Annotated in this window: 21 protein-coding genes and 1 riboswitch; of the genes, 11 read left to right on the top strand and 10 right to left on the bottom strand. The window is 75.0% G+C overall.

Features of this window, described 5'->3' with window-relative positions; translation table 11 throughout:
• Nucleotides 1–5 precede the first annotated feature (5 nt).
• Nucleotides 6–1,487 (bottom strand): MFS transporter, encoded by a 1,482-nt coding sequence (locus ACWDD9_RS14205; protein ID WP_117492711.1) that lies wholly within the window; start codon nucleotides 1,485–1,487, stop codon nucleotides 6–8.
• Nucleotides 1,488–1,901: 414 nt separating this feature from the next.
• A riboswitch (cyclic di-AMP (ydaO/yuaA leader) is annotated at nucleotides 1,902–2,039 on the top strand.
• Between the two features lie 2 nt (nucleotides 2,040–2,041).
• Between ACWDD9_RS14205 and ACWDD9_RS14200 the strand changes: the two genes are divergently transcribed.
• Together ACWDD9_RS14200 and ACWDD9_RS14195 are read left to right on the top strand one after the other, a co-directional pair.
• Nucleotides 2,042–3,022, top strand: a complete 981-nt coding sequence (locus tag ACWDD9_RS14200; protein ID WP_449811742.1) for a M23 family metallopeptidase — start codon at nucleotides 2,042–2,044, stop codon at nucleotides 3,020–3,022.
• Between the two features lie 346 nt (nucleotides 3,023–3,368).
• Nucleotides 3,369–4,919, top strand: a complete 1,551-nt coding sequence (locus ACWDD9_RS14195; protein WP_380741342.1) for an APC family permease — start codon at nucleotides 3,369–3,371, stop codon at nucleotides 4,917–4,919.
• 57 nt (nucleotides 4,920–4,976) lie between these two features.
• Here the strand turns inward: ACWDD9_RS14195 and ACWDD9_RS14190 are convergent, their stop codons facing one another.
• The 4 genes from ACWDD9_RS14190 to ACWDD9_RS14175 form a co-directional block, all read right to left on the bottom strand.
• The gene (locus tag ACWDD9_RS14190) at nucleotides 4,977–5,696 is read right to left on the bottom strand and encodes a DUF2470 domain-containing protein (protein ID WP_049652387.1); all 720 of its coding nucleotides are present in this window, start codon (nucleotides 5,694–5,696) and stop codon (nucleotides 4,977–4,979) included.
• Nucleotides 5,697–5,846: 150 nt separating this feature from the next.
• Nucleotides 5,847–6,275, bottom strand: a complete 429-nt coding sequence (locus ACWDD9_RS14185; RefSeq protein WP_049652385.1) for a RidA family protein — start codon at nucleotides 6,273–6,275, stop codon at nucleotides 5,847–5,849.
• Between the two features lie 28 nt (nucleotides 6,276–6,303).
• Nucleotides 6,304–7,053, bottom strand: a complete 750-nt coding sequence (locus tag ACWDD9_RS14180) for an IclR family transcriptional regulator (RefSeq protein ID WP_049652384.1) — start codon at nucleotides 7,051–7,053, stop codon at nucleotides 6,304–6,306.
• A gap of 31 nt (nucleotides 7,054–7,084) precedes the next feature.
• Nucleotides 7,085–8,224, bottom strand: a complete 1,140-nt coding sequence (locus tag ACWDD9_RS14175) for a sugar kinase (protein ID WP_388046381.1) — start codon at nucleotides 8,222–8,224, stop codon at nucleotides 7,085–7,087.
• A 242-nt stretch (nucleotides 8,225–8,466) separates the two neighbouring features.
• On the opposite strand from ACWDD9_RS14175, the gene ACWDD9_RS14170 reads away from it, so the two are divergent.
• From ACWDD9_RS14170 to ACWDD9_RS14150, 5 genes are all read left to right on the top strand, one after another.
• Entirely contained in the window at nucleotides 8,467–9,768 is a 1,302-nt protein-coding gene (locus ACWDD9_RS14170) for an amino acid deaminase (RefSeq protein ID WP_449811741.1), read from the top strand.
• Nucleotides 9,768–11,441 (top strand): N-acyl-D-amino-acid deacylase family protein, encoded by a 1,674-nt coding sequence (locus ACWDD9_RS14165; protein ID WP_449811740.1) that lies wholly within the window; start codon nucleotides 9,768–9,770, stop codon nucleotides 11,439–11,441. The genes ACWDD9_RS14170 and ACWDD9_RS14165 overlap by 1 nt, the downstream gene beginning before the upstream one ends.
• The gene (locus tag ACWDD9_RS14160; protein ID WP_449811739.1) at nucleotides 11,438–12,115 is read left to right on the top strand and encodes a bifunctional 4-hydroxy-2-oxoglutarate aldolase/2-dehydro-3-deoxy-phosphogluconate aldolase; all 678 of its coding nucleotides are present in this window, start codon (nucleotides 11,438–11,440) and stop codon (nucleotides 12,113–12,115) included. The genes ACWDD9_RS14165 and ACWDD9_RS14160 overlap by 4 nt, the downstream gene beginning before the upstream one ends.
• A gap of 213 nt (nucleotides 12,116–12,328) precedes the next feature.
• Nucleotides 12,329–13,933, top strand: coding sequence for an alpha-amylase family glycosyl hydrolase (locus tag ACWDD9_RS14155; protein ID WP_449811738.1), 1,605 nt, complete (start codon nucleotides 12,329–12,331; stop codon nucleotides 13,931–13,933).
• A 211-nt stretch (nucleotides 13,934–14,144) separates the two neighbouring features.
• Nucleotides 14,145–15,197 carry an ABC transporter permease gene (locus ACWDD9_RS14150; RefSeq protein WP_117492371.1) on the top strand — a complete coding sequence of 351 codons (1,053 nt, stop codon included), beginning with the start codon at nucleotides 14,145–14,147 and terminating at the stop codon, nucleotides 15,195–15,197.
• A 224-nt stretch (nucleotides 15,198–15,421) separates the two neighbouring features.
• Here ACWDD9_RS14150 and ACWDD9_RS14145 read toward each other — a convergent pair whose 3' ends face one another.
• Together ACWDD9_RS14145 and ACWDD9_RS14140 are read right to left on the bottom strand one after the other, a co-directional pair.
• Nucleotides 15,422–16,579 (bottom strand): CaiB/BaiF CoA transferase family protein, encoded by a 1,158-nt coding sequence (locus ACWDD9_RS14145; protein ID WP_449811759.1) that lies wholly within the window; start codon nucleotides 16,577–16,579, stop codon nucleotides 15,422–15,424.
• Nucleotides 16,580–16,647: 68 nt separating this feature from the next.
• Nucleotides 16,648–18,186: an APC family permease gene (locus ACWDD9_RS14140; RefSeq protein ID WP_449811737.1), complete on the bottom strand. Its 1,539-nt coding sequence runs from the start codon at nucleotides 18,184–18,186 to the stop codon at nucleotides 16,648–16,650.
• 298 nt (nucleotides 18,187–18,484) lie between these two features.
• Here ACWDD9_RS14140 and ACWDD9_RS14135 point away from each other — a divergent pair, with 298 nt between their 5' ends.
• The gene (locus ACWDD9_RS14135) at nucleotides 18,485–19,237 is read left to right on the top strand and encodes a FadR/GntR family transcriptional regulator (RefSeq protein ID WP_234348498.1); all 753 of its coding nucleotides are present in this window, start codon (nucleotides 18,485–18,487) and stop codon (nucleotides 19,235–19,237) included.
• Nucleotides 19,238–19,377: 140 nt separating this feature from the next.
• The gene (locus tag ACWDD9_RS14130; RefSeq protein ID WP_449811736.1) at nucleotides 19,378–20,139 is read left to right on the top strand and encodes a cache domain-containing protein; all 762 of its coding nucleotides are present in this window, start codon (nucleotides 19,378–19,380) and stop codon (nucleotides 20,137–20,139) included.
• Nucleotides 20,140–20,191: 52 nt separating this feature from the next.
• Here the strand turns inward: ACWDD9_RS14130 and ACWDD9_RS14125 are convergent, their stop codons facing one another.
• Entirely contained in the window at nucleotides 20,192–20,974 is a 783-nt protein-coding gene (locus ACWDD9_RS14125) for a (2Fe-2S)-binding protein (protein ID WP_449811735.1), read from the bottom strand.
• Nucleotides 20,975–21,135: 161 nt separating this feature from the next.
• On the bottom strand, nucleotides 21,136–21,750 hold the full coding sequence (locus tag ACWDD9_RS14120) for a hypothetical protein (protein WP_375875388.1): 615 nt from the start codon (nucleotides 21,748–21,750) through the stop codon (nucleotides 21,136–21,138).
• A 160-nt stretch (nucleotides 21,751–21,910) separates the two neighbouring features.
• Here ACWDD9_RS14120 and ACWDD9_RS14115 point away from each other — a divergent pair, with 160 nt between their 5' ends.
• Nucleotides 21,911–23,197 (top strand): sensor histidine kinase, encoded by a 1,287-nt coding sequence (locus tag ACWDD9_RS14115; protein ID WP_449811734.1) that lies wholly within the window; start codon nucleotides 21,911–21,913, stop codon nucleotides 23,195–23,197.
• A 63-nt stretch (nucleotides 23,198–23,260) separates the two neighbouring features.
• Here ACWDD9_RS14115 and ACWDD9_RS14110 read toward each other — a convergent pair whose 3' ends face one another.
• Nucleotides 23,261–24,847: a purple acid phosphatase family protein gene (locus ACWDD9_RS14110; RefSeq protein WP_449811733.1), complete on the bottom strand. Its 1,587-nt coding sequence runs from the start codon at nucleotides 24,845–24,847 to the stop codon at nucleotides 23,261–23,263.
• A gap of 88 nt (nucleotides 24,848–24,935) precedes the next feature.
• Here ACWDD9_RS14110 and ACWDD9_RS14105 point away from each other — a divergent pair, with 88 nt between their 5' ends.
• On the top strand, nucleotides 24,936–25,628 hold the full coding sequence (locus ACWDD9_RS14105; protein ID WP_449811732.1) for a response regulator transcription factor: 693 nt from the start codon (nucleotides 24,936–24,938) through the stop codon (nucleotides 25,626–25,628).
• The last annotated feature ends 92 nt before the right edge of the window (nucleotides 25,629–25,720 follow it).

Raw genomic sequence — 25,720 nt, 5'->3', positions numbered from 1 at the left:
TCTCGTCAGCCCTGAGCCGAGGGCCCCGCCGCCGGACCGGTGGCGGGGCCCTCGCGCGTCGTGGGGACGTGGCCCGGGTCCAGCGGCGGGGTGGTGGTGCCGCACGGCCAGTCGCAGTTCGGCTCGGCCACCTGCTGGTCGTCGGCGGCGAGCACGTTGCCCCGTACGGTCGCGAGGGCGATCAGCCCGCCGGCGGCCAGCAGGCCCGCGCAGATCAGCATCGCGGTGTGGAAGGCGGAGTCGACCGAGGAGGGCACCCGGTAGGCGTCGCCGCTCAGCCCGGCCAGCGCCGGGAGGGCGGCGACCGCGAGCAGGCCGGCCGCGCGGGCGGCGGCGTTGTTGACCCCGCTGGCGATGCCCGCGTGCCGGACCTCGACGGCGGCCAGCACGGTCGCCGTCAGCGGTGCGACCAGCAGCGTCATGCCGCAGCCCATCACCGTGACGGAGGGCAGCACGTCCACCCAGTAGGAGGAGTCCGGGCCGACGCGCAGCATCAGCAGCACCCCGGCGGCGCACAGCAGGGGGCCGACGGTCAGCGGGATGCGCGGGCCGATCCGCTTGCCGAGGCGCCCGGCGCGCGCGGACAGCAGCAGCATCAGCACGGTGATCGGCACCAGCGCGAAGCCCGAGACCAGCGGCGAGAAGCCGGACACGATCTGGAGCTGCACCACCAGCAGGAAGAAGACGCCGCTGAACGCCGCGTACACGCACAGGGTGACCAGGTTCACGGCGGTGAACAGCCGGGAGGAGAACAGTCCGAGCGGCAGCATCGGATCGGGCGCGCGGCGCTCGACCGCCACGAAGGCGACGCCGAGCGCCACTCCGAGCACCCCGCTGACCCAGACGGCGGGGGACAGGCCCTCGCCGGCCGCCGTCAGCGCGTAGGTGATCGCGCCGAGGGCGAGGGCGGCGAGCACGGCGCCGAGGACGTCGAAGCGGCCGGAGGCGCCCTCGTCCCGGCTCTCCGGCACCGACCGGGTGGTGACCGCGATCACGGCGGCGGCGAGCGGCAGGTTCAGCAGGAAGATCCAGCGCCAGCCGGGGCCGTCCACCAGCCAGCCGCCGAGGAAGGGGCCGACCGCCGCCGACACCCCGCCGAGGCCGGACCAGAGCCCGACCGCCGCCGAGCGGTCGTCAGGGTGGAAGACGGCCTGGAGCATGGCGAGCGAGCCGGGGGTGAGCAGCGCCCCGCCGATGCCCTGGACGGCGCGGGCGGCGATCAGCACGTGGATGTTCGGCGCGGCGGCGCAGGCCGCGGAGGCGACGGCGAACCAGACCACGCCGATCAGGAAGACCTTGCGCCGCCCGTAGCGGTCGCCGAGCGCGCCGCCGAGCAGGATCAGGCCCGCCAGGGTGAGCAGATAGGCGTTCAGGGTCCATTGCAGGGACGCGAGGGAAGCGCCGAGGTCGGCGCCGATCCGGGGCAGCGCGACGTTCACCACGGTGCCGTCCAGCATCGCCATGCTGGAGCCGAGCACCGTCGCCATTAGTACCCAGCGACCCTGCGCGGTGCCCAGGCGCAGGGTGCCGGCCTCGGAGGTGGCCACGGGCGAATCCTGCGCTGCCGAGGCGCACGTGACAAGGGTCACCGGTGGGTGTGTTGGCGGCTGGCGGTGCGTGAGCGGACGGGTGCGCGGCGTGGCCGATCTCGGCGCAGGGTCGTGGATCAGTGGCGGGGGGTGAATGGGTTGTGTACGCACCGTGGGCTCGGGCCTGCGGAGGGTCACTGGGACAGGGGGGATCGTTGCCGTTTCAAGAGATCGACATTGCTTCACCCGAACGGATGGGTTTTAGTTCAGCGACCGCCCGGCCAGTCCGGACGGATCCGCCGGGTGGAACGCCGAGTCCTGCCGCTGCCCGGTGGTTCGAAACGAACTCTGTACGGCAGGAGCGGGGGACCCACAGGTAAGTCGCCGGACCGGAGTTCGCGCCTCAGGGCGCGGGCGTCCAGGACCGGCTTGGGGTGAAGCCGCGCAAGCGGCCGGGCAACTCCAGCCCGAACCCGACAGCTCACCTCGCAGGCGTCGGAGAGGAAAATTCCATGCCTGCACAGGCTCGTCGTATCGCCCTGCCCCGCGCCGCCCGCATCGGCATCGCCACCGCCGTCACCGGTGTGTCCTTCGCCCTCCCGCTCGTCACCGCGATGAGCGCCCAGGCCCACACCCCGGCCGCTCCGGCCGCCGCCTCCACCGAGGCCAAGCAGGCCACGCAGGCCGCCGCTCCGGCCGCCCAGGCCGCGCAGGAGAGCTACCGCGTCGTCAGCGGTGACACCCTGTCCAAGATCGCCGACGCCAAGAACGTCGAGGGCGGCTGGCACGCGCTGTACGAGCAGAACCGCTCGGTCGTCGGCGCCAACCCGAACCTGATCTTCCCGGGCCAGCAGCTCGCGCTGTCCGGCCACGCCGCCGCGCCGGCCGCCGACGCCGCCCCGGCGAAGCCCGCCGCTCCGGCCAAGCCCGCCAAGCCGTCCGCTCCGGCGACCCAGGCCGCCAAGCCGCAGGCCCAGGTCCAGGTGCAGACCGAGGCCGCCAAGCCCTCCGCGCAGCTCGAGACCCAGCTCCAGGTCGCCGTTCCGGCCCAGGCCGTGACCGCCACTCCGGTCGCCGCCGCCACCTCCGGCTTCGTCGCCCCGCTGGCCGGCCCGCGGCTCGGCACCGCCTACGGCGTGGCCGGCTCGATGTGGGCCTCCGGTCACCACACCGGCCAGGACTTCGTCGCCTCCACCGGCACCCCGCTGCGCGCCGTCGCCAACGGTGTCGTGGTCAAGGCCGGCAACGGCGGCGCCTACGGCAACGAGGTCGAGATCAGGCTCGCCGACGGCCACTACGCCGAGTACGCGCACCTCTCCTCGATCGGTGTGAGGATCGGTCAGACCGTCACCGCCGGCCAGCAGATCGGCCTCTCCGGCGCCACCGGCAACGTGACCGGCCCGCACCTGCACTTCGAGATCCGCAACGGCTCGGAGTACGGCTCGGACATCAACCCGGTCGCCTACCTGCGCGCGCACGGCGTCGCGCTCTGACCCCGAGAGCTCCGGGGTACCAGGAACCACCGCCGCTGCGGGCGAACCGATCGCCCGGGATGGTCATGTCGGGTGACCGCTCGACCGGGTGATCGCCGCACGGCGGACATGGGCGCGGGACACGCCCAGGCCGGCCCGGCCGCATGAGGACCTCCTCGTGCGGCCGGGCCGGTCGCTTTCGTTCCCGGGCCCGCCCGGGGTGTTCGATCGATCGAACGAAGCGTCAACTCCGGTGTCCCACAGGGTGGTCGCCGGGATCTCCGGGCGCCTCCGGGGCGCCATGCTGGCGGACGGTCAGTGCCCGGCCGGTCCGGCGGTCGGGCGGGCCGGGAGGCGAGGAGGCCGGATGGCGGTCCGCAGCGGGGGCGTGGCGGGGGAGACGGCCGGGCGGGAGCGGCCCGGGGCGGGCGGGGTCGACCGGCTGAAGGCGGACTCGGTCGGCCTGGTCGGCGTGGTGTTCATGGCGCTCGCCACCGCCGCCCCGATCACCGCGATGACCGGCAACCTGCCGATCATCGTCGGTCAGGGCAACGGCGCGGGCGCGCCCGCCGCGTACATCGTGGCGACCGTGGTGCTGACGGTGTTCTCGGTCGGCTACGTGGCGATGGCCCGGCACATCACCGCGGCCGGCGCGTTCTACGGCTACGTCTCGCACGGGCTGGGGCGGGTGGCGGGGATGGCCTCGGGGCTGCTCGCGGTGCTCGCGTACGTCGTCACCGAGGCCGCGGCCCTCGGCTTCTTCGCGTACTCGCTGCGCGGGCTGGTCCGTTCGCAGCTGGGGGTGGACGTCGGCTGGGGCTGGTACGCGCTGTTCGGGGCGGCGGTGATCGGGGTGATGGGCTGGTTCGACCTGCACCTGACGGCCAGGGTGCTCGGGGTCGCGCTGGTGCTGGAGATCGGCGTCCTGTCGGCGGTCTCACTGGCGGTGCTGCTCTCCGGCGGCGGGCCGGACGGTCTCGCGGCCGGGACCCTGAACCCGCTGAACGCGCTGAAGGGGGTGGGGAGTTCGGGCACCTCGGCGGCCGGGCTCGGACTGTTCTTCGCGTTCTGGTCCTGGGTGGGCTTCGAGTCCACCGCGATGTACGGCGAGGAGTCCCGCGACCCGAAGCGGGTGGTGCCGCGGGCCACGCTGATCTCCGTGATCGGGGTCGGGCTGCTCTACGTCTTCGTGTCCTGGATGATCGTGTCCGGCAACGGCGTCGAGCGGGCGGTCGCGGTGGCGGGCGGCGCGGTGCCGGGCAAGGACGGCAACAGCCTGTTCTTCGACCAGCTCGCCGCGCACTTGGGGGCCTGGGCGGTGAAGGTCTTCCAATGGCTGGTCGTCACCGGCTCGTTCGCCTGCGCGATGGCCTTCCACCAGTGCGCGGCCCGGTACCTGTACGCGATCGGGCGGGAGGGGCTGCTGCACCCGGCGCTCGGCCGCACCCATCCGCGGCACGGCTCGCCGCATGTCGCCTCGGTCACACAGTCGGTCATCGCGGTGGGGCTGGTGGCGGGGTTCCTGGCGGCCGGCATGGACCCGTACGCGCACCTGTACACGCTGCTGGCGCTGCTCGGGACGATGGCGATCCTGGTCGTGCAGACGCTCTGCTCCTTCGCCGTGGTCGGGTACTTCCACGTGCGCGGACGGCACCCGGAGACGGCGCACTGGTTCCGGACGCTGGCCGCGCCGCTGGCGGGCGGGGTGGCGATGGCCGGGGTGGTGGTGCTGCTGGTGCTCAACCGGGACGCCGCGGCGGGGGAGGCGGCGCACACGCTGCTGTTCCGGCTGATCCCGTACCTGGTGATCGGGGTGTTCGCGGGCGGGGTCGGGCTGGCGCTCGCGGTGCGCCGGTGGCGGCCCGGGCTGTACGCGCGGATCGGGCGGGTGGTGCTGGAGGACGCGGTCGAGCGGTGACCGGGCCGGGCCGCGGTGGCCGACGGGCCCGGGCGTTCGCGCCGGGCGGGCCCGGGTTCAGCGCCGGTGGACCGGCAGGCCGTACTGGGCGGCGGCCAGCAGCTCGTGCATCCGGTGGCCGAAGTCGTCGGTGTCCCGGGCGGGTTCGGGGAAGACCAGGCGGACGTCGCGGTGGCCGTGCGAGTGGTCCAGGCGCAGCACCAGGCCGTGGCGGTCCAGGGCGAGCGGGCGGACCTCCGGGGCGTGGGCGAGCACGGCCGGGTCGAGCAGCCGGGTGAGGACGTCGAGCGCCTCGGCGTGGTCGTCGGCGAGGTGGGTGAGCAGCATGGCCTCGTACCGGGCCAGCGGGTCGGGGGTGGCCAGGGCGAGGTCGGCGGCGGTGATCGCGCCGGTGGCGTACGGGGTGGCGAGGACGGCGTGGGCGACGTCCACCCGCAGGTGCACGCCGAGGCCGTCGTCGGTGAGGTGGGCCGGCCGCAGTCGGCCGGCCAGGGTGAGGCGGGCGCGGACGCGGTCGCGGACGGCGACGGGGGCGATGTCGGTGACGTCGAGGACGACGGCGAGGCCCTCGGCGGCGCCGACGGCGGCCGTGGTCAGCGGGTCGTCCAGGGCGGCGCGCAGCCGCAGCCGGGAGCCGTGCACGGAGACCTGGGTGTCCAGGTGGTGGTGCTCGCCCAGGGCGCGGACGGTGAGCGAGGAGGTCGTGCTGAGCAGGCTGTGGATCCGGTCGGCGGTGCTGGGCTCGGGGACCTCGGTGTCGCCGGTGGGCAGGCTCATGGACGGACCTCCAGTTAGTTAGGTGAGCCTAACCTAATGTGCGGCTGGGGGTGTGGCAAGCAGGCGGTGGGGCGAGCGGGCGGGCCCGGGCAGGCGGAAGGGCCCGGACGCGCGGGTGGCGTCCGGGCCCTTCCGTCGGGCGGGGCCGGGTCAGCCGATGACGGCCTGGGCGTCGATCTCGACCAGCATCGGCTCCTGCGGCAGCTCGACGAAGACGGTGGTACGGCACGGCTTCACGCCGCCGGGCTTGATGTTCTCGTCGATGAACTCGGCGTAGACCTCGTTCATCAGCGGGAAGTCGGCGCGCTTGGTGAGGTAGACGCGGAACATCACCACGTCCTCGATGGTGGCGCCGCCGGCCTCGACGATGGCCTTGACGTTCTCCAGGGTGCGGCGGGTCTGCGCCTTCACGTCGCCGTGGTGCAGGTACTCGCCGGTGGCCGGGTCCTGCGGGCCCTGGCCGGAGACCTGGAGGAACGGGCCCTTGCGGACGCCCTGGGAGAACATCCAGGCGGGGGCGGGGGCGCCGTCGGTGCGGATCTCGGTCTTCTCGAAGGTCTGGGGGTGCTCGGCGGACATCGGGTTCCTTACGTTGTGTGACGGTTCGTCAGTTGTGGTCGGGACGGCCGCAGTCGGCCGAGACGGCGCGGGTGGTGGCGAGCAGCTGCGGGAGCAGGTCCAGCACCTGCTCGTACGGCAGGACGACGTCCGGGACGGAGATCGAGGCGGCGGCGACCACCCGCCCGCTGGCGTCCCGGACGGGCGCGGCCACGCAGTTGATGAAGGACTCGTGCTCGGCGTGGTCCTGCGCCCAGCCCTGGGCGGCGACCCTCTCCAGCTCGGCGAGCAGCGCCTCGGGGGAGGTCAGGGTGCGTTCGGTGTGCCGGACGAAGTCGATCCCGGCCACCACCCGGCGCCGCTCCGGCAGCGGCAGGTCGGCCAGCAGCACCTTGGAGACGGCGGCGCTGTGCAGGGCGGCGCGCAGGCCGATCCGGGAGTACATCCGCACCGGGTGGCGGGAGTCGAACTTGTCGATGTAGACCACCTCGCCGCCCTCGTACGCGGCCAGGTGCACGGTCTGGCCGGTGGCGGCGTTCAGCTCGGCCAGGTGCGGGGCGGCGATCCGGCGCACGCCGCGCTGCTCCAGGGCCAGGCCGGAGAGCGCGAAGAGGCCGGCGCCCAGGTGGTAGCGGTAGGCCGCGTCGCGATAGACGAACCGTTCCTCTTCGAGGCTCTGCAGCAGTCGGAGCACGGTCGTCTTGTGGACGCCGAGCACCTCGGCGAGCTGGTCGAGGGAGCGCTCGCCCTCGCCGAGCTCGGCGAGGATGCGCAGGGCGCGGGTGACGGTCTGACTCATCGTGCTCCGCTTCGAGGGCTGGGGTTCCCGCTCATTGTGCCCGGGCCCGGTCGGCGGACGACGACCGGTCGGCGCACGGCGTCCGGTCGGTCGGGCGTGCGACGCCGGCGGGCAGGGACGGGCCGGTGATGCCCTCCGGGGTGACCCGGGTGGCGGCCCACTGGGCGGGGGAGGCGTCGAGCAGGGCGGCCACCACGGCGGCGTCCGGCAGCTCGGCCTGGTCGCCGGGGGCGGTCAGCGCGCAGGCGGCGCTCAGGTGGCCGAGTCGCAGCCGGCGCCGCTGGTCCAGGCCCCGGACGGTGCCGGCCAGGTAGCCGGCCGCGAAGGCGTCGCCGGCGCCGGTGGCCTCGACCACCTCGACCGCGAGGGCCGGCTCGGTGACCGCCGTACCGTCCTGCTCCAGGGCGGTGACCTGCCGGGCCGCGTCCTTGACCACGACGGTGGCCGGGGCGGGGAAGCGGCGGCGGAGCTCGGCCGGGTCGCCGGTGCCGAAGGCGGCCTCGGCCTCGTCGGCGCCGAGCAGCAGCAGGTCGGCGGCGTCCAGCAGCGGCGGCAGGACGGCCGGGTCGCGGTCGAGCCAGAGCGAGGGGCGCCAGTTGAGGTCGAAGCTGACCAGGCGGCCCGGACGGCGGTCGGCGAGCAGGGCGCGCAGCAGGGCCAGGCAGTCGTCGGAGAGCGCGGCGGTGATGCCGGACAGGTGCAGCAGCCGGGCGCCGGCCAGCAGCGCGGCGGCGGCCGGGTCGGCGAGCAGGCCGGGCGAGAGTGCGGCGGCCGCGGAGCCGCGCCGGTGGTAGTGCAGCCGGCTGCGGCCGGGGCCGAGGTCGTGGCGGTCGCCGGTGGTGCCGCCGACCTCCTTCAGGTAGAGGCCGGTCGGGCGGTGCGGGTCGACCGCGACCGCCGAGACGTCCACGCCGCGGGCGGCGACCTCGGCGAGCAGCCGGCGGCCGAAGCCGTCGTCGCCGACCCGGCTGATCCAGGCGGTCGGCACGCCGTGCGCGGCCAGCGCGCCCGCCACGTTGGACTCCGCGCCGCCGACCGAGAGCCGGAAGTTCTCCACCGACTCCAGCGGGCCCGGGCGGTCCGGCAGCAGGACGGCCATCGACTCGCCCACGCACACGGCCGTCGGGGGAGCGCCGGGGCGGGTCGGGCCCTGGGTGTCCTGTCGCGGCATGTGCGGGGCTCCTCGTCTGCGGCCGTTCCGTCGAGAGCGGGCCCACCGGGCCGACTCCGTGGCGCGTGAACGCCGCGTTCGTCCGTGAGCACCGCGTTCTCCGCGAGCACCGCACGTGAGCCGACCCCGTCGACCGGGAGCCCGGTCCGTTGACCGTGATCCGGCGCCGATGCTAGAACCGTGTTGCCAGCATGTGCAACCCTCGTTGCGCATGTTGCAACCTGTGCGGATGGAGGAACACGGTGGAGCAGACCTTCGCAAGCAGCGGTACCGGGCCGGGGATCGCCCGGGGAGCGGTGGCGGCCCTGGCCGACGAACCGCTCGACTGGCGGTTCAAAGCCGCTCCGCCGCAGTCGTGGGGCCGCAGCACGCGGGAGTGGCTCGCCACCGGCCCCACCCTCTCCTCGCTCGGCACCCCGCTGCTCACCCTCGACGGCGCCGCCCTCGACCACAACGTCCGCACCATGGCCGACTGGTGCGCCAAGGCGGGCGTCGCGCTCGCCCCGCACGGCAAGACCACCATGGCGCCCGCCCTCTGGCAGGCGCAGCTCGACGCCGGAAGCCACGGCATCACCCTCGCCAACCTGCCGCAGGTGCGGATCGCCCGGGCCTTCGGGGTCCAGCGCATCCTGCTCGCCAACGCCCTGCTCGACCCGGCCGGACTGGCCTGGCTCGCCGACGAGCTCGCCGCCGACCCGGACTTCGCCTTCCTCTCCTGGGTCGACTCCGTCGAGAGCGTGCGGCTGATGGACGAGGCGCTGCGCGCCGCCGGGGCCGAACGGCCGGTCGAGGTGCTGGTCGAGCTCGGCGGCCCCGGCGGGCGGACCGGCGCCCGCGGTACGGACGCCGCCGTCGAGGTCGCCGCCGCGGTGCTGCGCGCCCCCACCCTGCGCCTGGCGGGCATCGGCGGCTACGAGGGCGCGATCGCGCACGACGCCTCGGCCGAGGGACTGGCCGCCGTCCGCGGCTACCTGCGGGAGCTCGGCGAGCTGCACGGCCGGCTGGCGAGCGCCTACCTGGACGGCACCCCGCCGGTGGTCTCGGCCGGCGGCAGCGCCTACTTCGACCTGGTGGTCGAGGAGTTGGCGAACCTGCCGGAGTCGTTCACGGTGCTGCGCTCGGGCGCGTACATCGCCCACGACGACGGCTTCTACCGGGGCATCTCGCCGCTGGCCCGGGACGGCGGGCGGACGCCGTTCCGCGGTGCGCTGCACGGCTGGGCCCGGGTCGTCTCCCGGCCCGAGCCGCAGCTCGCGCTGCTGGACGCCGGCAAGCGCGACCTGCCCTTCGACGAGGGCCTGCCGGAGCCGCAACGGGTGCGCAGCGGCGCCGAGTTGACCGGAACGGCGGCCCGGATCACGGCACTCAACGACCAGCACGCCTTCCTGCGGGACGCGGGCGACCTCGCGCCGATCGGCGCCGTGCTGCGGCTGGGCGTCTCGCACCCCTGCACCGCCTTCGACAAGTGGACGGCGATCCCGGTGCTGGACTCCGCGGACGCGGCCGAGCCGAAGGTCACCGGCCTGGTCAGGACGTTCTTCTGATGCCCGGGGAGAGAGCGGCCCGCGGGGGCGCGACGGTCTTCCGGGGCGCCACCGTGGTGGACGGCACCGGCGCGGAGCGCTACCGGGCGGACGTCCGGATCGCCGACGGCCTGATCGTCGAGATCGCCAGGACCGGCGAGTCCGGTGAGGGCGGCGGGACCGGCGGGATCGGCAAGGGCCCCGGCACGGCCGAGGTGGTGGACGCCGACGGGCTGGTACTGGCCCCCGGCTTCATCGACATGCACGCCCACTCCGACCTCGCCCTGCTGCGCGAACCCGAGCACCCGGCCAAGGTCACCCAGGGCGTCACCTGCGAGGTCCTCGGCCAGGACGGCCTGTCCTACGCCCCGGTCGACGACACCACACTGGCCGCGCTGCGCCGCCAACTCGCGGGCTGGAACGGCGATCCGGACGGCTTCGACTGGGACTGGCGGGACGTCGCCGGCTACCTCGACCGGATCGACCGCAGCGGCGTCGCCGTCAACGCCTGCTACCTCGTCCCGCACGGCACGCTGCGGATGCTCGTCATGGGCTGGGCCAACCGTCCGCCGACCCCCGGCGAACTCGACCGGATGCGGCAGGTGCTGGCGAAGAGCCTGCTGGACGGCGCGGTCGGCATGTCCAGCGGCCTCAGCTACACCCCCGGGATGTACGCGGACACCGCCGAGCTGGTCGAGCTGTGCACCGTCGTCGCGGCCTACGGCGGCTTCCATGCCCCGCACCAACGCTCGTACGGCGAAGGGGCGTTGGAGGGCTACGCGGAGATGGTGGAGATCGCCCGGCGGAGCGGCTGCGCGCTGCACCTGACCCACGCCACGATGAACTTCGGGGTCAACCGGGGCCGGGCCGGCGAGCTGCTGGAGCTCCTCGACCGGGCGCTCGCCGACGGCGTGGACCTCACCCTGGACAGCTACCCCTACCTGCCCGGCTCCACCACCCTGGCCGCCCTGCTGCCGAGTTGGGCCACCGAGGGCGGCCCGGCCGCGACGCTGGCGCGGCTCGACGACCCCGCGCAGTGCGCGAGGATCCGGTACGAGGTGGAGGAGAAGGGCAGCGACGGCTGCCACGGGGTGGTCACCGACTGGGCGACGATCCAGATCTCCGGCGTCGGCTCGGCCCCGCTCGCCGGGACGGTCGGCCGCACCGTCGCCGAACTGGCCGTCGAGGAGCGGCGGACCGGCACCGAGGTCTTCCTGGACCTGCTGCGCCGGGACGGGCTGGCCACCACCATCCTCCAGCACGTCGGGCACGAGGAGAACGTCCGGGCGATCATGCGCCACCGCGCGCACACCGTCGGCAGCGACGGACTGCTGGTCGGCGCCCGGCCGCACCCGCGCGCCTGGGGTACCTTCCCGCGCTACCTCGGCCACTACAGCCGGGAGTTGGGAGTTCTCACGCTGGAGGAGACGATCGCCCGGATGACCGGCCGCCCCGCCGCCCGGCTGGGGCTGGACCGGCGGGGCCGGATCGCCCCTGGCCACCACGCCGACCTGGTGCTCCTCGACCCCGGGAAGGTCCGGGACGCCGCCACCTTCGAGGACCCCCGGCTGCCCGCCGAGGGCATCGAGTACGTGTACGTCAACGGCAGCGCCGTCGTCCGGGAGGGCCGCACCACCGGCGCCCGACCCGGGCGTGCCCTGCGCCGAACCGACCGAGGAACCCTGGCCACATGACCGAGCTGTCCGCTCCGACCGACCTCTCCTCCGACCCTTCCGTTCCGACCGGGCTTTCCGGACTGCGCGACGAACCGGTGATCGCGGTGGTCCGCGCACCCCGGATCCCGGACGCCGCCGCGCTCTGCGCGGCCCTCGCCGAGGGCGGCATCAACCTGACCGAATTCACCTACACCACACCGGATGTGACGGACCATCTGCTCAGGGCCTCGAAGGCCGGCTGGCGGGTCGGCGTCGGAACGGTGCTGACCGCCGAGCAGGCTCGGCGCGGGGTCGAGGCGGGGGCGTCCTTCCTGGTCACCCCCGGCTGCCGCCCCGAGGTCGCCGAGGCGGCGGCCACCGCCGGGGTGCCGGTGGTGCTCGGGGCGCTCACCCCGACCGAGGTGGCGCACGCGGTGGACCTCGGGGCCGCCGCCGTCAAGATCTTCCCGGCCCGGGCGTTCGGCCCCGGCTACTTCAAGGACCTGCGCGGCCCGTACCCCGACGTGCCGCTGGTGGCCTCCGGCGGGGTGAACGCGGGCAACGCCGCCGCGTTCCTGGCGCACGGCGCGCTCGCGGTCTGCGCGGGGACGGACGTGGTGCCGCCGGACGTGGTCGCGGCGGGGGACTGGGCCGAGATCACCCGGCGGGCCCGGGCGTTCACGGCGGCCTGCGCCGGGGCGGCGGGGGCGTAGCGGGCCGTCGACATCTGCGGTGGGGGCGCAGTCGGGCCGTCGGTGTTCGCGGCGGGGCATCGGCGTCTGCGGCGGGGCGAGGCGGGCTGTCGGGACGGCCGGGATTGGACGAGAATCGGGGGCACCCGGCTCGGCCCCGGCCGAGCCCGTCCCGGCCCAGCCCCTCCCCGCCCGGCCAGCCCCGGGCCCCGGACCCGGCAGGAGGAACCGCCCATGACCTCGACCCGCCCCGGCCCCGACTGGCTCGCCGACGCCGTGCTGTACCAGATCTACCCCCAGAGCTTCGCCGACTCCGACGGCGACGGCATCGGCGACTTCGCCGGCATCGCCGAGCACCTGGACCACCTCGCCTGGCTCGGCGTCGACACCGTCTGGCTCAACCCCTGCTTCGCCTCGCCGTTCCGCGACGCCGGGTACGACGTCGCCGACTACCTCACCCCGGCCCCGCGCTACGGCAGCACCGAGGACCTGGCCGCCCTGGTGGAGGCCGCCCGCGGCAAGGGCATCCGGGTCCTGCTGGACCTGGTGGCCGGGCACACCTCCGACCGCCACCCCTGGTTCCTGGCCTCCGCCGAGGACCCGTCCGACCACCGGTACATCTGGTCCGACCGCCCGGTGGACGGCTTCGTCGCCTCGCCCGGCAGCCGCCCCGGCTGGTACCTGCCGAACTTCTTCGACTGTCAGCCCGCGCTCAACTTCGGCTACGCACGCGGCAGTTCCGAGGAACCCTGGCGGCAGTCGGTGGACGCGGACGGCCCGCGCGCCAACCGGGCGGCGCTGCGCGCGATCATGGCGCACTGGCTCGGCCTCGGGGTGTCCGGCTTCCGGGTGGACATGGCCTACTCGCTGGTCAAGGACGACCCCGGCAAGGTGGAGACCGCCAAGCTCTGGACCGAGCTGCGCGACTGGCTGGACCGCGCCCACCCCGAGGCCGTCCTGCTCGCCGAGTGGGGAGACCCGGCCGCCGCCGTCACGGCCGGCTTCCACGCCGACTTCTTCCTGCACTTCGGCGGCGCGGACCACGGCCTGCCGCTGCGCTCGCTCTGGAACAACAACGGCGGGACGGTCGAGGAGTTCTGGCACCAGGAGGCCTGCTACTTCGAGGCCGAGGGCCGGGGCACCCCGCAGCCCTTCCTGGATGCCTGGCGCTCCGCCGCCGAACTCACCGAGGGCGGCGGGCAGATCGTGCTGCCCACCGCCAACCACGACTTCTCCCGGCTGGCCACCGGTCCGCGCACCGCGGAGCAGCTCGCCCCGGCCTTCGCCTTCCTGCTCACCTGGCCCACCCTCCCGGCGGTCTACTACGGCGACGAGATCGGCATGCGCTACCTGCCGGGCCTGCCCGACACCGAGGGCAGCGTCCTCGGGCCGCGGTTCAACCGGGCCGGCTCGCGCACCCCGATGCAGTGGACGCCCGGCCCCACCGCCGGCTTCTCCAGCGCCCCGCCCGAGCGGCTGTACCTGCCGGTGGACCCGGACCCGCACCGCCCGGACGTGCTCTCCCAGCGTGCCGACCCGACCTCGCTGCTGCACACCGTCCGGCGGCTGATCGCGCTGCGCCGGGCGCACCCGGGGCTGGGCGCGGCCGGCGGGGTGGAGGTCCGGCACACCGGCTACCCGCTGGTGTACACCCGGGCCGGGCGGTACCTGGTGGCGGTCAATCCGCGCCGGGAGCCGGCGTCCGTCCGGCTGCCGGGCCTGCCGGAGGGCGTCCCGTCGGCGCCGGGCGTCCGGCCGCTGGAGGTGCAGGGCGTGCGGGTCGCGGACGGGGAGCTGTGGGCGGACGGGTTCTCGTACGGGGTGTTCGAGCTGGGCTGAGCGCGGGCGGGGCGGTCGGGCCGAATGCGGCTGCGGTAGCCGGGCCGAGTGCGGCGGGGAGCCGGGTCCTGTTCGGGGCCCGGCTTCCGATCGGTGTCGGATAGTTGTAAGCTGCATCGATAGATGGTTGCATTTACCACCCTCATTGGTTGCATTTGCCACCTTCATGATCAAGCTGACAGACACGCCACCGGAGGACGGTACGAACGCCATGAGCACACCCCGGAACCCCGCCGCAGCGCCCACCCTGGGGCACTCGCTCAAGCACCTGGCCATCCACCTGATCACCCCGCTGCTGATGTGCCTGGGCATGGCGCTCGCCTACCAGGGCGCCTTCCACCAGCCCGAGCCCCACCACCTCAAGGTGGCGGTGGTCGGCACCACGCCGCAGGCGCAGGGCCTGGCGCAGGCCATCCAGGGCAAGGCCGGGAACGCGCTCGACGTCCGCACCGTGGACGACCGGGCCGCCGCCGAGCAGCAGCTGCGCGACCGGGACCTGGTGGGCGCCTTCGTGCCGGACGCCAAGAGCCCCGAGCTGATCGTCGCCAAGGGGAACTCGGACACCTCGGTGGTGGCCGCCACGGCGGTGTTCACCAACGTCACCGACCGGCAGGGCGTGCCGCTGCACGTCACCGACCTGACCACCCCGGCCGCGGGCGACCCGACCGGACAGGGCCTGTTCTTCCTGCTGGTCGCACTGAGCATCGGCTCCTACGCCAGCGTCGCGGTGATCGGCGCCGCCGGTGCGGGGCTGAGCATGGCGGTCCGGGCGCTGGTCGGGGTGGCGGTCTCGCTGGCGGTCAGCGTGATCGGCATCGTCACCGCCGGGCCGGTCTTCCACGTGGTCGACCACGACTACGCGGCGATCTGGGCGCTGGGCTGGCTCTACTCGGCGGGCATCGTGCTGATCGGCATCGGCCTGCACAGCTTCCTGAAGAAGTGGACCACTCTGGCCCTGATGGTGCTGTTCGTGATGCTGAACTTCACCTCCTCCGGCGGCATCTACCGGCCCGAGCTGCAGAACGGGTTCTTCGGCGGCCTGCACGGCTTCTGGACCGGCGCCGGCTTCCTGGAGGGCGCGCGCAGCATCATGTACTTCGACGGCGGCGCGGGCCTCGGCGGGCACGTCGTGACCCTGCTGGTCTGGCTGCTGCTCGGCGGTGCGGCGCTGGTGGCCGCGGCGATGTACGAGGGCCGCGGGCGCCGTCCGGTCGAGACGCCGGCGGAGGCCGAGGAGGAGATGGAGGAGGCGGTCGCGGTCTGACCGCGCCCCTCGGAAGGCTTCACCGGGTGCCGCGGGCATCGGCACCGGGTGGGGATCGGCGGCCCGCGCCCGGCCCTGGACAAGCCGGACGCGGGCCTCGGCGTCCCCCCGTACGCGCCTGGCGGTACGCCGCCTGCCCGATGAGGGCCTGGCCGACCACCAGGGTGTGGATCTCGCCGGTGCCCGTCGGGGTCACCCTGGCGTGCGGGTGCGGTGCGGGGTGCTCATGGGCGGTCCTCGGGGTCCTTGTCGTACGGGTCGGTCGGGGCGGTCGGGGCGTCCTGGTCGTGCGGGGCGTGTCGGTCGTACGGGGCGTCCAGCCAGGCGGTGAGCTCGGCGGTGTGCTCGCCGAGCCGGGGCGGGGGCAGGTGGTAGCGGGGCGGGGTGCGGGAGAGGCCGATCGGGTTGGCGACCAGCTCCAGCGGGCGGCCGTCCGGGCCGGGCAACGGCGCCCGCGGGCGCAGGCCGAGCGAGTCGGCGAGGGCGAAGGCCCCGGCCAGGTCGTTGACCGGTCCGCAGGGCACGCCGAGCGGGGTGAGGACCGCGAACCACTCGGCGGCGGTGCGGCGTTCGAGCCGGGCGGTGAGCTCGTGGGCCAGCGCGCCCACGTGCGCGACCCGGTCGGCGTTGGTGGCGAAGCGCGGGTCGGCGGCCAGTTCGGGGGCGCCCACGCCCCGGCAGAGCGCGGCGAACTGCCGGTCGTTGCCGACCGCGACGACCAGCGGGCGGTCGGCGGCGGTGAACACCTCGTACGGGGCGATGGAGGGGTGGCGGTTGCCGAGGATGCCGGGCACGGCGCCGGCCAGGGTGTAGCCGGCGGACTGGTTGACCAGGCCGGAGAGCAGGGTGGAGAGCAGGTTCAGCTCCACCAGCTGGCCCCGGCCGGTGGCCTCGCGCTCGCGCAGCGCGGCCAGCACGCCGACCGCCGCGTGCAGTCCGGTCAGGACGTCCACCAGTGCGACGCCGGTCTTCACCGGCTCGCCGGGGGCCGGGCCGGTGACCGACATCAGGCCGCCGACGGCCTGCACCAGCAGGTCGTAGCCGGGCAGTCCGGCGCCCTCGCCGGAGCCGAAGCCGGTGATCGAGCAGTAGACCAGCCGCGGGTTGAGCGCCTCGGCGCGGTCCGGGCCGAGGCCGTGGCGGGCCATCGTGCCGGGGCGGAAGTTCTCCACCAGCACGTCGGCGCGGCGGACGAGTTCGACGGCGCGGGCGTGGTCGGCCGGGTCGCGCAGGTCGAGGGTGAGGGAGCGCTTGTTGCGGTTGACGGAGAGGAAGTAGGTGGCCTCGCCCTGGGCGTGCGGCGGGCCCCAGGCGCGGGTGTCGTCGCCGGTGCCGGGCTGCTCGACCTTGATCACGTCGGCGCCGAGGTCGGCCAGCAGCATGGTCAGGTAGGGCGCGGCGAGGACCCGGCCGAAGTCGGCGACCAGGACGCCGTCCAGCGGGAGCCCGGTCACGACCGCCCCCTGGCCGCCCCGGCCGCGGCCGTCGCGCCGCCGGTCGCCGGGCCACCGGCCGTCGCGTCGCCCGAGGGGGCGTCGCCGCGCAGGTGCGGGCGGGCCAGCAGGAGGTAGAGGCCGCCGGCCGCGAGCACGACCACCGCCGAGAGCAGCACCAGGTAGTTGTCGTACCAGGCGGCGTCCGGGGTGCGGCCCCAGCAGATGTTGACGATCGCGGCGACGCCGTAGACCAGCGCGCCGATGTTCACCGCCAGGCCCCAGCGGCCGAGCCGGAAGTCCCCGCTCGGGCGCCAGCCGCGCAGCCGGGCCCGCAGGGCGGCCAGCACCACCATCTGGAAGGCCAGGTAGATGCCGATGCTGGAGAAGGAGATGATCTTCGTGAGGGCGCCCTCGGAGAGCGCCGAGGCACCGACGATGATCACGCCGGGCAGCGCCGCGGCGAGCAGCAGCGCGTACGGCGGCACCCGCAGCCGGCCCGAGACGGTGGCCAGCAGCCGGCTGCCCGCGATCATCCGGTCCCGGGCGAAGGAGTAGGCGAGCCGGCTCGCCGCCGCCTGGAGGCTCAGCACGCAGGACAGGAAGGAGATCAGCACCACGCCGATCACCACCCGGGCGCCGGCCGCGCCGAAGGCGTCGTGCAGCACCTTGGCCACCGGGTCCTTGTCGTCGCCGGAGACCACCGCGCCGATGTCCTGGATCGACATCACCAGGGCCAGGCTGACCCCGATCGCCGCCGCGCCGCCGACGTAGATGGTGCGCCGCATCGACTTGGGGATCTGTCGACCCGGATCGGCCACCTCCTCGGCGACGTCGCCGCAGGCCTCGAAGCCGAAGAACAGGAAGACCGCGATCAGCCCGGCGGCCAGGAAGGCGTCGGCGTAGTTCCCGTCGCCGCCCGCGCCGAAGCGGTCGAAGACCACACCGAGGCCGTGGTAGCGGTGCGTCAGCAGCAGCCAGGCGCCGACCGCCAGGGCGCCGAGCAGCTCGGCGGCGAAACCGAACATGGCCGCCGCCGACAGGACCCGGGTGCCGCCGAGGTTGATCACGGTGGCGAGCGCCAGCAGGCCGAGCGCGCACCAGACGGTCGTCGCGGTGCTCGGCTCGACGCCCAGGAGGGCGGCCACGTACGGACCGGCGCCGTAGGAGACGGCCGCGATGGTGGACATCAGCGCCAGCAGGTAGACCCAGCCGGTCAGCCAGCCCCAGGTGCGGCCCCAGAGCCGGCGCGCCCACGGGTACACCCCGCCGGCCACCGGGAACTGGGCGACCACCTCGCTGAACACCAGGGCCACCAGCAGCTGGCCGAGGCCCGCGATCAGGAAGCTCCAGACCATCGGCGGCCCGGCGGTCTGGAGCGAGGTGGCGAAGAGTGTGTACACGCCGACCACGGGGGAGAGATAGGTGAAGCCGAGCGAGAAGTTCGCCCAGAGGCTCATGTCGCGCTTGAACTCGGAGGTGTAGCCGAGGGCGGCCAGCCGTTCGGCGTCCGGGTCGGGGGAGTGGGCGGTGGCACGGGCACTGGCATCGGTCATGACCTGCTCCTGGGAACGTGTCGTGATGCGTCGTCAGGACGCGTCGTTGTGACGCGTCGTCGTGATGCGTGGGGGAGTGCTGCGGGGTGCTGTTCGGGCCGAGGCTGCGGGAGAACATACGAGATTGAGTTTCTAGCGGCAAGGGTGCGCGCTCGACCGGGAGGTACCCTGCGGGAAACATCCGGTCGGACGGTGATCCGGCGACGGCGGTTCGGCGACGGCGGTTCGGAGACGCTCATCCGGAGGCGGGTGATCCGGCGACGGGCGACCCGGCGACGGTGATCGAGGAGGGGGCGGTGTGACGACCATCGGCAGTGCGACCCCGCTGCTCAGCGCCGTCCTCGCGCCGCTCGCCGACCTCGGTCGCGCCGACGCGGTGGCCCGCCGGATCACCGAGGCGATCGCCCTCGGGCTGGTCGCGGACGGGGACCAACTGCCCAGCGAGAACGACCTCGCCGACCAGCTCGGCGTCGCCAACGGCACCGTCCGCGAGGCCCTCGCCCTGCTCCGCGAGGCGGGGCTGATCGAGACCCGGCGCGGCCGCAACGGCGGCAGTTTCGTCCGCACCCCCGCGGAGGGCTCCCAGCACCTCCAGCTCGCCCGGCTGCGCGACCTCGCCACCGTCGACCTGCGCGACCTCGGCGACGAGGAGCTGGCCGTCTTCGGCACCGCCGCCCGGCTCGCCGCCGAACGCGCCCCGGCCGACCTCGGCCCCAGGCTCACCCGGCTGGTGCACGACCTGCGCGACGCCGCCGGGCCCGCCGAGCGGTGCCGCGCCGACGCCCGCTTCCACATCGAACTCGCCGTCGCCGCCCAGTCGGTGCGGCTCACCCAGCTCGCCGTCCGGCTCCAGGCCGAACTCGGCCCGCTGCTCTGGCTGCCCGCCCCGCACGGGCCGGACCAGGAGCGCTTCGCCGAGCAGCACCGGGAGATCCTGGTCGCGGTGCTGGCCGGCGACGCGGCCGGCGCCCGGGCCGCGGCCGAGGCGCACGCGGTGGCCTGCGTCCACCATCTGGTCCGGCGGCACCTGGAGTTGGCGGACGACGGCTGAGCCGGGGCCCGTTGCTCCCGGAACCCGTTGTTCCCGGAGCCCTCCCTCGCCGGAAGTCCGTTCCCGGAGCCGCCCCTCGCCGGAAGTCCGTTGCCGGAAGCCCGTTGCCGCCGGAACCCTCCCTCGCCGCCGGAGCCGTCATGACCAGCGCGTCCAGCCCCGCCCTGCCCGTTGCCCGAGCCCTCGGCGGGCCCGCCGCCGTCGAGCGCTGCGCCCGACGGGTCGCCGCCGCCGTCGACGAGGTGCTCGCCGAATTGGACGGCCTGCGGGCGGCCGCGGCCGACTGCTGGACCCGGGCGGCCGCCGAGGGCCGCCGGCCCGGGGCCGCCGAACTCGCCGCGGTGCGCGGGGCGGTGGGCGAACTGCTGGCGCGGCCCGGCTCGCGCTGGTTCGGCTGCGGAGCGGTCGTGGCACCCGGCGCGCTCGCCGACGCGGACCTGCACGCGGAGTGGTGGTACCGCGGCGCGCGCGGGGCCGGGGAGCGGCGGCTGCGGCTCGTGCTCGACCCGGCGGACGCCGAGTTCTACGACTACCGGGTGCTGCCCTGGTTCGCCCGGCCCCGGGACGAGGGGCGGGCCGTGGTGGCCGGGCCGCAGGTCGACCTGCTCTGTGCCGACCGGTACGTGCTGTGCTGCGCCCGGCCGGTGGTCGTCCCGGGCGCCGGCTTCGTCGGGGTGGCGGCCGGGGACGTCCCGCTGGCCGCGCTGGAACGGCTGCTGGTGCCGCCGCTGCGGGAGCTGGCCGGCGAGGCCGCGCTGCTCGACGGCGAGGGGCGGGTGCTGGCCGCCACCACCCCGGCCCTGCCGGTGGGTTCGCTGGCGCGCGGGCTGCTCGCGGACCCGGCGGCCGGGCGGGCCGGGGTGCCGTCGGCGGCGGTGGACTGGACGGTGGCGCGCGGCTGACGGTTGACCGGACGGTGCCGGCAAGCCGATATGACCTTCATTTGTGAAGGTATTAGTCGTTCCGCTTCCCACGTCCGGGCGGCGTGCTGAAGCAGCAGTCGCCGCAGAGACCGGCGCCCGGCCCCAGCCGGTAGTAGAGGCAGCAGCTGTTCCGGCGGAACGCCGTACCGCGCGGCCCGGTGCGCAGGGTACCCGACCCGGCCAGCGGCGGACGGTCCAGCAGCTCCGCCACCAACGCCCGTGCGGCGGCCGGCGCATGGGCGTCCAGGATCCGCAGCGTCCCGGCCAGCGCGGAGGCGGCGTTGCCGAGCAGCAGGCGGCGGGAGAGCGGGGCGGCCGCCCGGACGGCCGTCGCCAGCGGCTCCAACTGGCCCAGCAGGACGGCCTCGTGCAACTGGTCGGCGAGCGTCCCGGCGTCCTTCCCGGCGGCCGTCCCGGAGGATGGAACGGCGGATGGAACGGCGGGCGGCCGGACGGGCTCCGGCGGGGTCCACAGGTCGAGCGGGCCCTGGTCCGGGATCCGCACCCAGGCGTGCTCCAGGGTCGGGACCGTCCCCAGCAGGACGGCCGAGCCCAGGCCCACCGACCAGAAGCGGGCGGCCAGTCCCAGGTGCAGGATCGAGGCGGCGACCCGGGGCTCGTCGGTGCCGAGTCGCCGCGCCACCACCCGCAGCCGCGCCGCCAACGGCGCGTCCGGCCCGGTGCCGTACAGCTCGGCCAGCGGCCGGAAGCCCTCGGGCGGACGGTCGGCCGGTGCGGTGTCCAGCGCGAAGTACGGCCCGACGGCGGCGAGTCGGGCGTAGTCCGGCGGCCGAAGGCCGGGTGCGGGGTTCAACGGCCGTCCCCTGTGCGGTCGTTGAACCCCGCACCCGCCCGCGGCGGGGTGGTCGGATGGTCGAGGGGCATCGGGGCCTCCAGGTCTGCGGGTGCTCGGGCGACCATGCGCGTCGCCCCGGTCGGACCCGAGCGGCCCGGGCAGGCCTGGTCGGCCGGGTGTCAGCCGCGCACGGAGAAGTCACCACTGGTCGTGCGGATGAACGGTACCGTGCCCTGGCAGTCCGAGACCGGCTGGCCGAAGACGCCCCAGACCCAGCCCATCCGGTCCCCGCGCCGCCCGTTGTCCTCCACCGAGAGCGCGACCTTCTGACCGGTCAGCTCCAGGCCCGGGAACCACGGCGCCTCGCTCTTGGTGATCACCCCGGTGGCGATCGCCTCCCGGCCGCCGACGGCCAGGCAGGTGATGTCGCCCTCGAAGTCGGCGACCAGCCGGCCGTCGGTGTGCACGTGACGGACGTGGAAGTGGCCCGCGGTGCCGCGTGGATCGGTGTTGGTGGAAGTGCGGGCGTCCACCGAGATCTGCACCGGGTCGCCCTCGAAGCCCTGGAAGGCCGTGGTGAGGACGGTGTTGCCGGTGCCGCGCACGCTCACCGGTCCGAAGCCGCCCGCGGGGTCGGCCGGTTCCGCGGCGGACGCCTGTGCTGCGGACGCCTGTGCGGCGGGGACCGGTGCGACGGTGGTGGTCGGTGCGGCGACGGCGGCCGGTGCGGCGGTGGCGGCCGTCGCGGTCAGCAGGAGGAGCGAGACGGCGGCGGTGGCGAGGCGGCGGTTCATGGGGGTGGGTTCTCCTTCGGGCTCGGTCGTTCCGGTGCCACTCAGCATGCTTCCGCCCGGCCGCGCGGGCCTCCCGCTGCGGAGGGGAGTTGAGGGTGGGCCGCTCCTCCCCGGGAAGGAACCGGCCTCCCCCGGGAGAGCTGCCCCCTAGGCTCGGTGGGTGCGCACCGAAGCCCGAACCAGCTCCGCCCAACCCAGCTCCGCCCGACCCCGCTCCGCCCGGATCCGCCGGCCGCTCGCCGCCGTCTCCGCGCTCGGCCTGCTGGCGCCCGTCCTGCTGGCGCAACCGGACGCCCGGGCGGCGGCCGCGCTGCTCGCCCTGACGGCGGCGTTCGCCGTGGTGGTGACGCTGCTGCCCTGGCCCGCCGGGCGGATCACGCTCGGTGCGGCGGTCGGGGCGGTGGCCGGGGCCTCGCTGCTGGTCGACCTGGTCTACCCGGGGCCGTACCGGCTGCCCGCGTTCTGGCTGCCGTTCGAGTGGCTCGCCCTGATCGGGCTGCTCTTCCGGGCCGTCCGCGGGCTGTCCGACCGCCGGGTCGGCCCGGTCGGCGGACTGCTCGGGCTCGCGGCGGTGCTGCTGCCGCTGCGGTTCTCCCTGCGGACGCCGCAGGGCGGTGCGGCCTGGTCGGTGGTCGGGGTGCTGCTCTCGCTGCTGCCGCTGCTCGGTGTCGCGGGGGCGGCCCTCTACCTGCGGGTCCTGGACGCCCGACGGGAGCGGGCGGTCGCCCGGGCCCGGCGCGAACAGCGGCTGGAGGTGGCGCGGGGGCTGCACGACTTCGTCGCGCACGAGATCACCGGCATCGTGCTGGAGGCCCAGGCCGGTCAACTCCCGGACCAGGAGCCGGGGGAGACCGCCGCACTGCTGCGGCGCCTGGAGGAGGCCGGGCTGCGGGCGCTGGACTCGATGGACGAGATGGTCGGCGCCCTGCGCGAGCCGGGCGGTGAGGGCGGCCGGGACGGCCGGTCCGATCCGCCGGGCCGGGAGGAGCGGGAGGAGCGGGCCGATGGGGCGACCACGCGCCGGCTGGGCCTGGCCGACCTCCCCGAACTGGTCACCCGCTTCGGCGCCACCGGTGCCGGCGGCACCACCGGTGCCCCGCGCGCCACCGCCGAGCTGGCGCCCGAGACCGCCGGCCGGCTCTCCGCCGAGGCCGAGGCGACCGCGTACGCCGTCGTCCTGGAGGCCCTCACCAACATCCGTCGGCACGCGCCGCAGGCCACCGAGGTCACCGTCCGGGTGGCCCCCGGCACGGACGGCGCGGTCGAGCTGACCGTCACCGACGACGGCGGCCCGTCCCGCAGGCCGCTGCTGCGCCGCCGCCCCGGCGCCGGCGGCACCGGCCTGGCCGGGCTCACCGCCCGCGCCGCCGCCCACGGGGGCTCGCTGACCGCCGGCCCGGGCATACCCGCGGGCTGGCGGGTCAGCTGCTCCCTGCCGGGGCGCTGAGGCACGCGTCCTGTGGCGTCGGCCGGCGCCGCAGGGCTGCCCCTGCTTCCGGGTGCGTCGCGGTCAGTGGCCCCGGCCGCCGCCGCCCCGGGTGCCGCGCGGGCGGGTCAGGGTGAAGCGGTCGACCGGGACGAGGTCCCCGTACGGCCCGCTGACGGAGTAGTAGGTGACGCCGATCGTGGTCTGCCCGTTGCGCCCGCCCGGGTCGACGTCGAAGGAGGCGAAGCCGTACGGGTTGTCGGCGTCCCGGAAGGCGGACCAGGGGGCGTCCTCGATGACGTACACCGGCGGGCGCTTGCCGGTGGCCGGGTCGACGGCGCCGACGCCGGTGATCACCCGGGCCTTGGCGGGGCTGAAGAAGAGCTGGTTGGACGGGGCCGAGGTGCCGCCGCCGCCGATGACCATGTGGACGGTGCCCTTGGTGGTGTCGATGGTCTCGGTGCCGGTGGAGACCGGGATCGGGGTGCGGGTGTCGGTCGGCTGCTGGCCGCGGATCGGGTGCGAGCGCTCGTAGTGGTGCTCGTGGCCGCAGACCACCAGGTCCACGCCGTACTTGTCGAACAGCGGCACCCAGGCCTCGCGGACGCCGAGGTCGGCGCCGTTGAACTTGTCGGCGGTGGAGATCACCACCTGGTGCATGCAGACCACGATCCAGTCGATCCCCGGGTCCGCGTTGGCCGCGATCAACTCCCGTTCCAGCCAGCGCTGCTGGGCGCCGCCGGAGTAGCCGTGGACGTAGCTGCTGCCGCCGTCCTGGTAGGCCACGTCGTCGTTGTTGAGGCTGATCACCCGCACCGAGCCGGCCGTGAACGAGTACCACAGGCCGCGCGTCTCCGCGTCGGAGCGGGCGTCCGGCAGCTCGAAGTACGCCTGGTAGGCGCCGTAGCCGATCGGGCCGTTGCCCTTCTCGTTCTCGTGGTTGCCGGCCGCGGGCATCCAGGGGCGGTGGCGGGCCGATCGGGTGTTGTTCTCGAACCAGTCGGACCAGGTGCGGACCCGGTCGGTGGCGATGTTCGCGTAGCAGAGGTCGCCGTTGAGCAGGTGGAACAGCGGGGCGATCCGCTCGACCCCGGCGGTGGTGTCGCCGGCGGCGGGGCTGCCGAGGTTGTCGTTCACGTAGCCGTTGGCGGTCTTCTTGCCGAGGGTCGGGGTGCCCTGGTCGCCGAAGCTGGTGAAGGTGAAGGCGGACCGGCCGCGCGGGGCGGTGCGGACGGTGCCGAGTTCGGGGGTGGTGCCGTCGTGGACGGCGGCGTAGACGTAGTCCGTGTCGGCGCGCAGGCCGGTCAGCCGGGCGTGGTGCGTCTGGACCTCGGTGCCGGACGCGGCGTCCCGGTAGGTGCGGGTCGCGGCCTGGACCGTCCGGCCGAAGCCGCCGTTCGAAGTCCCGTACACCACTCGGGGGTTGCCGACGGACCGGGTGGTGTGCCAGGAGACCACCACCTCGCGCGAGGCGTCCGAGCCGAACTGGAGGTGGAGGCCGGCCACCCGCGGCGCGCCGGAGCGGTCCGGCCGCTGCCACAGCACCGGGGAGGCGGCGGCGGGGGCGGCCGAGACGCCGGAGAGGGACACGGCACCGCCGAGGCCGACGCCGGTTGCCCCGGCCAGGAGCCCGCGCCTGCTGACGGGGAGACGTCCACTGGAATCGTTCATGGCGGCCAGCCCACCGGACGAAGGTGAACCGCGCCGGGTCCGCCGCGTGAACTTTCCCGTCCGTCACCCGTGCGTCACACTGCTGGGCGTGACGAGGACGAACGGCGACGGCCCGCGGGTGATCCGCACCCTGATCGCGGACGACCAGGAGGCCGTACGGCGCGGTGTGCGGCGGATCCTGACGGCCCAGCCGGACATCGAGGTGGTGGGCGAGGCGGCGGACGGGCTCGCCGCGCTGGAGCTGGCGGCCGAACTGCGGCCGGACGTCGCGCTGGTGGACATCCGGATGCCGCGGATGGACGGACTGGAGCTGACCCGGCGGCTGGCCGGGCCGGGGGTGGCGGAGCCGGTGCGGGTCGTGGTGCTGACCACCTTCGACCTGGACGAGTACGTGTACCCGGCCCTGCGGCACGGGGCGTCCGGTTTCCTGCTGAAGCGTTCCGGCCCGTCCCTGCTGGCCGAGGCGGTGCGGGCGGCGGCGGACGGGGAGAGCCTGATCAGCCCGTCGGTCACCGTCCGGCTGCTGCGGCACGTGACGGCTCCGCGCCGCCCGGAGCGGCGGCGGCCCGCGCTTGTGGTGCCGCTGACCGAGCGGGAGGTGGAGATCGCCGGGCACGTCGCGGCGGGCCGCACCAACGCGGACATCGCCGCGGAGCTGTTCATCTCGCCGGGGACGGTGAAGACCCACGTCGCCAGCGTCCAGCGCAAGCTCGGGGTGGCGAACCGGGGCGGGATCGCGGTGCACGCCTGGGAGATGGGCTGGGCGGCGCAGGAGCGGTAGCGGCGGTGCCGCGGAGACGGGTGCGCGCCCACGGGGCCGAGGGGATGCTCCGTGGACGCGCGGAACCTACGAGGTGGGGGTGGCCTCCGGAC

It is taken from the genome of Kitasatospora sp. NPDC001119, from assembly GCF_053598475.1.
Note: the sequence above shows the minus strand (reverse complement) of the source record. Positions and strands in the feature narration are given on the sequence as shown.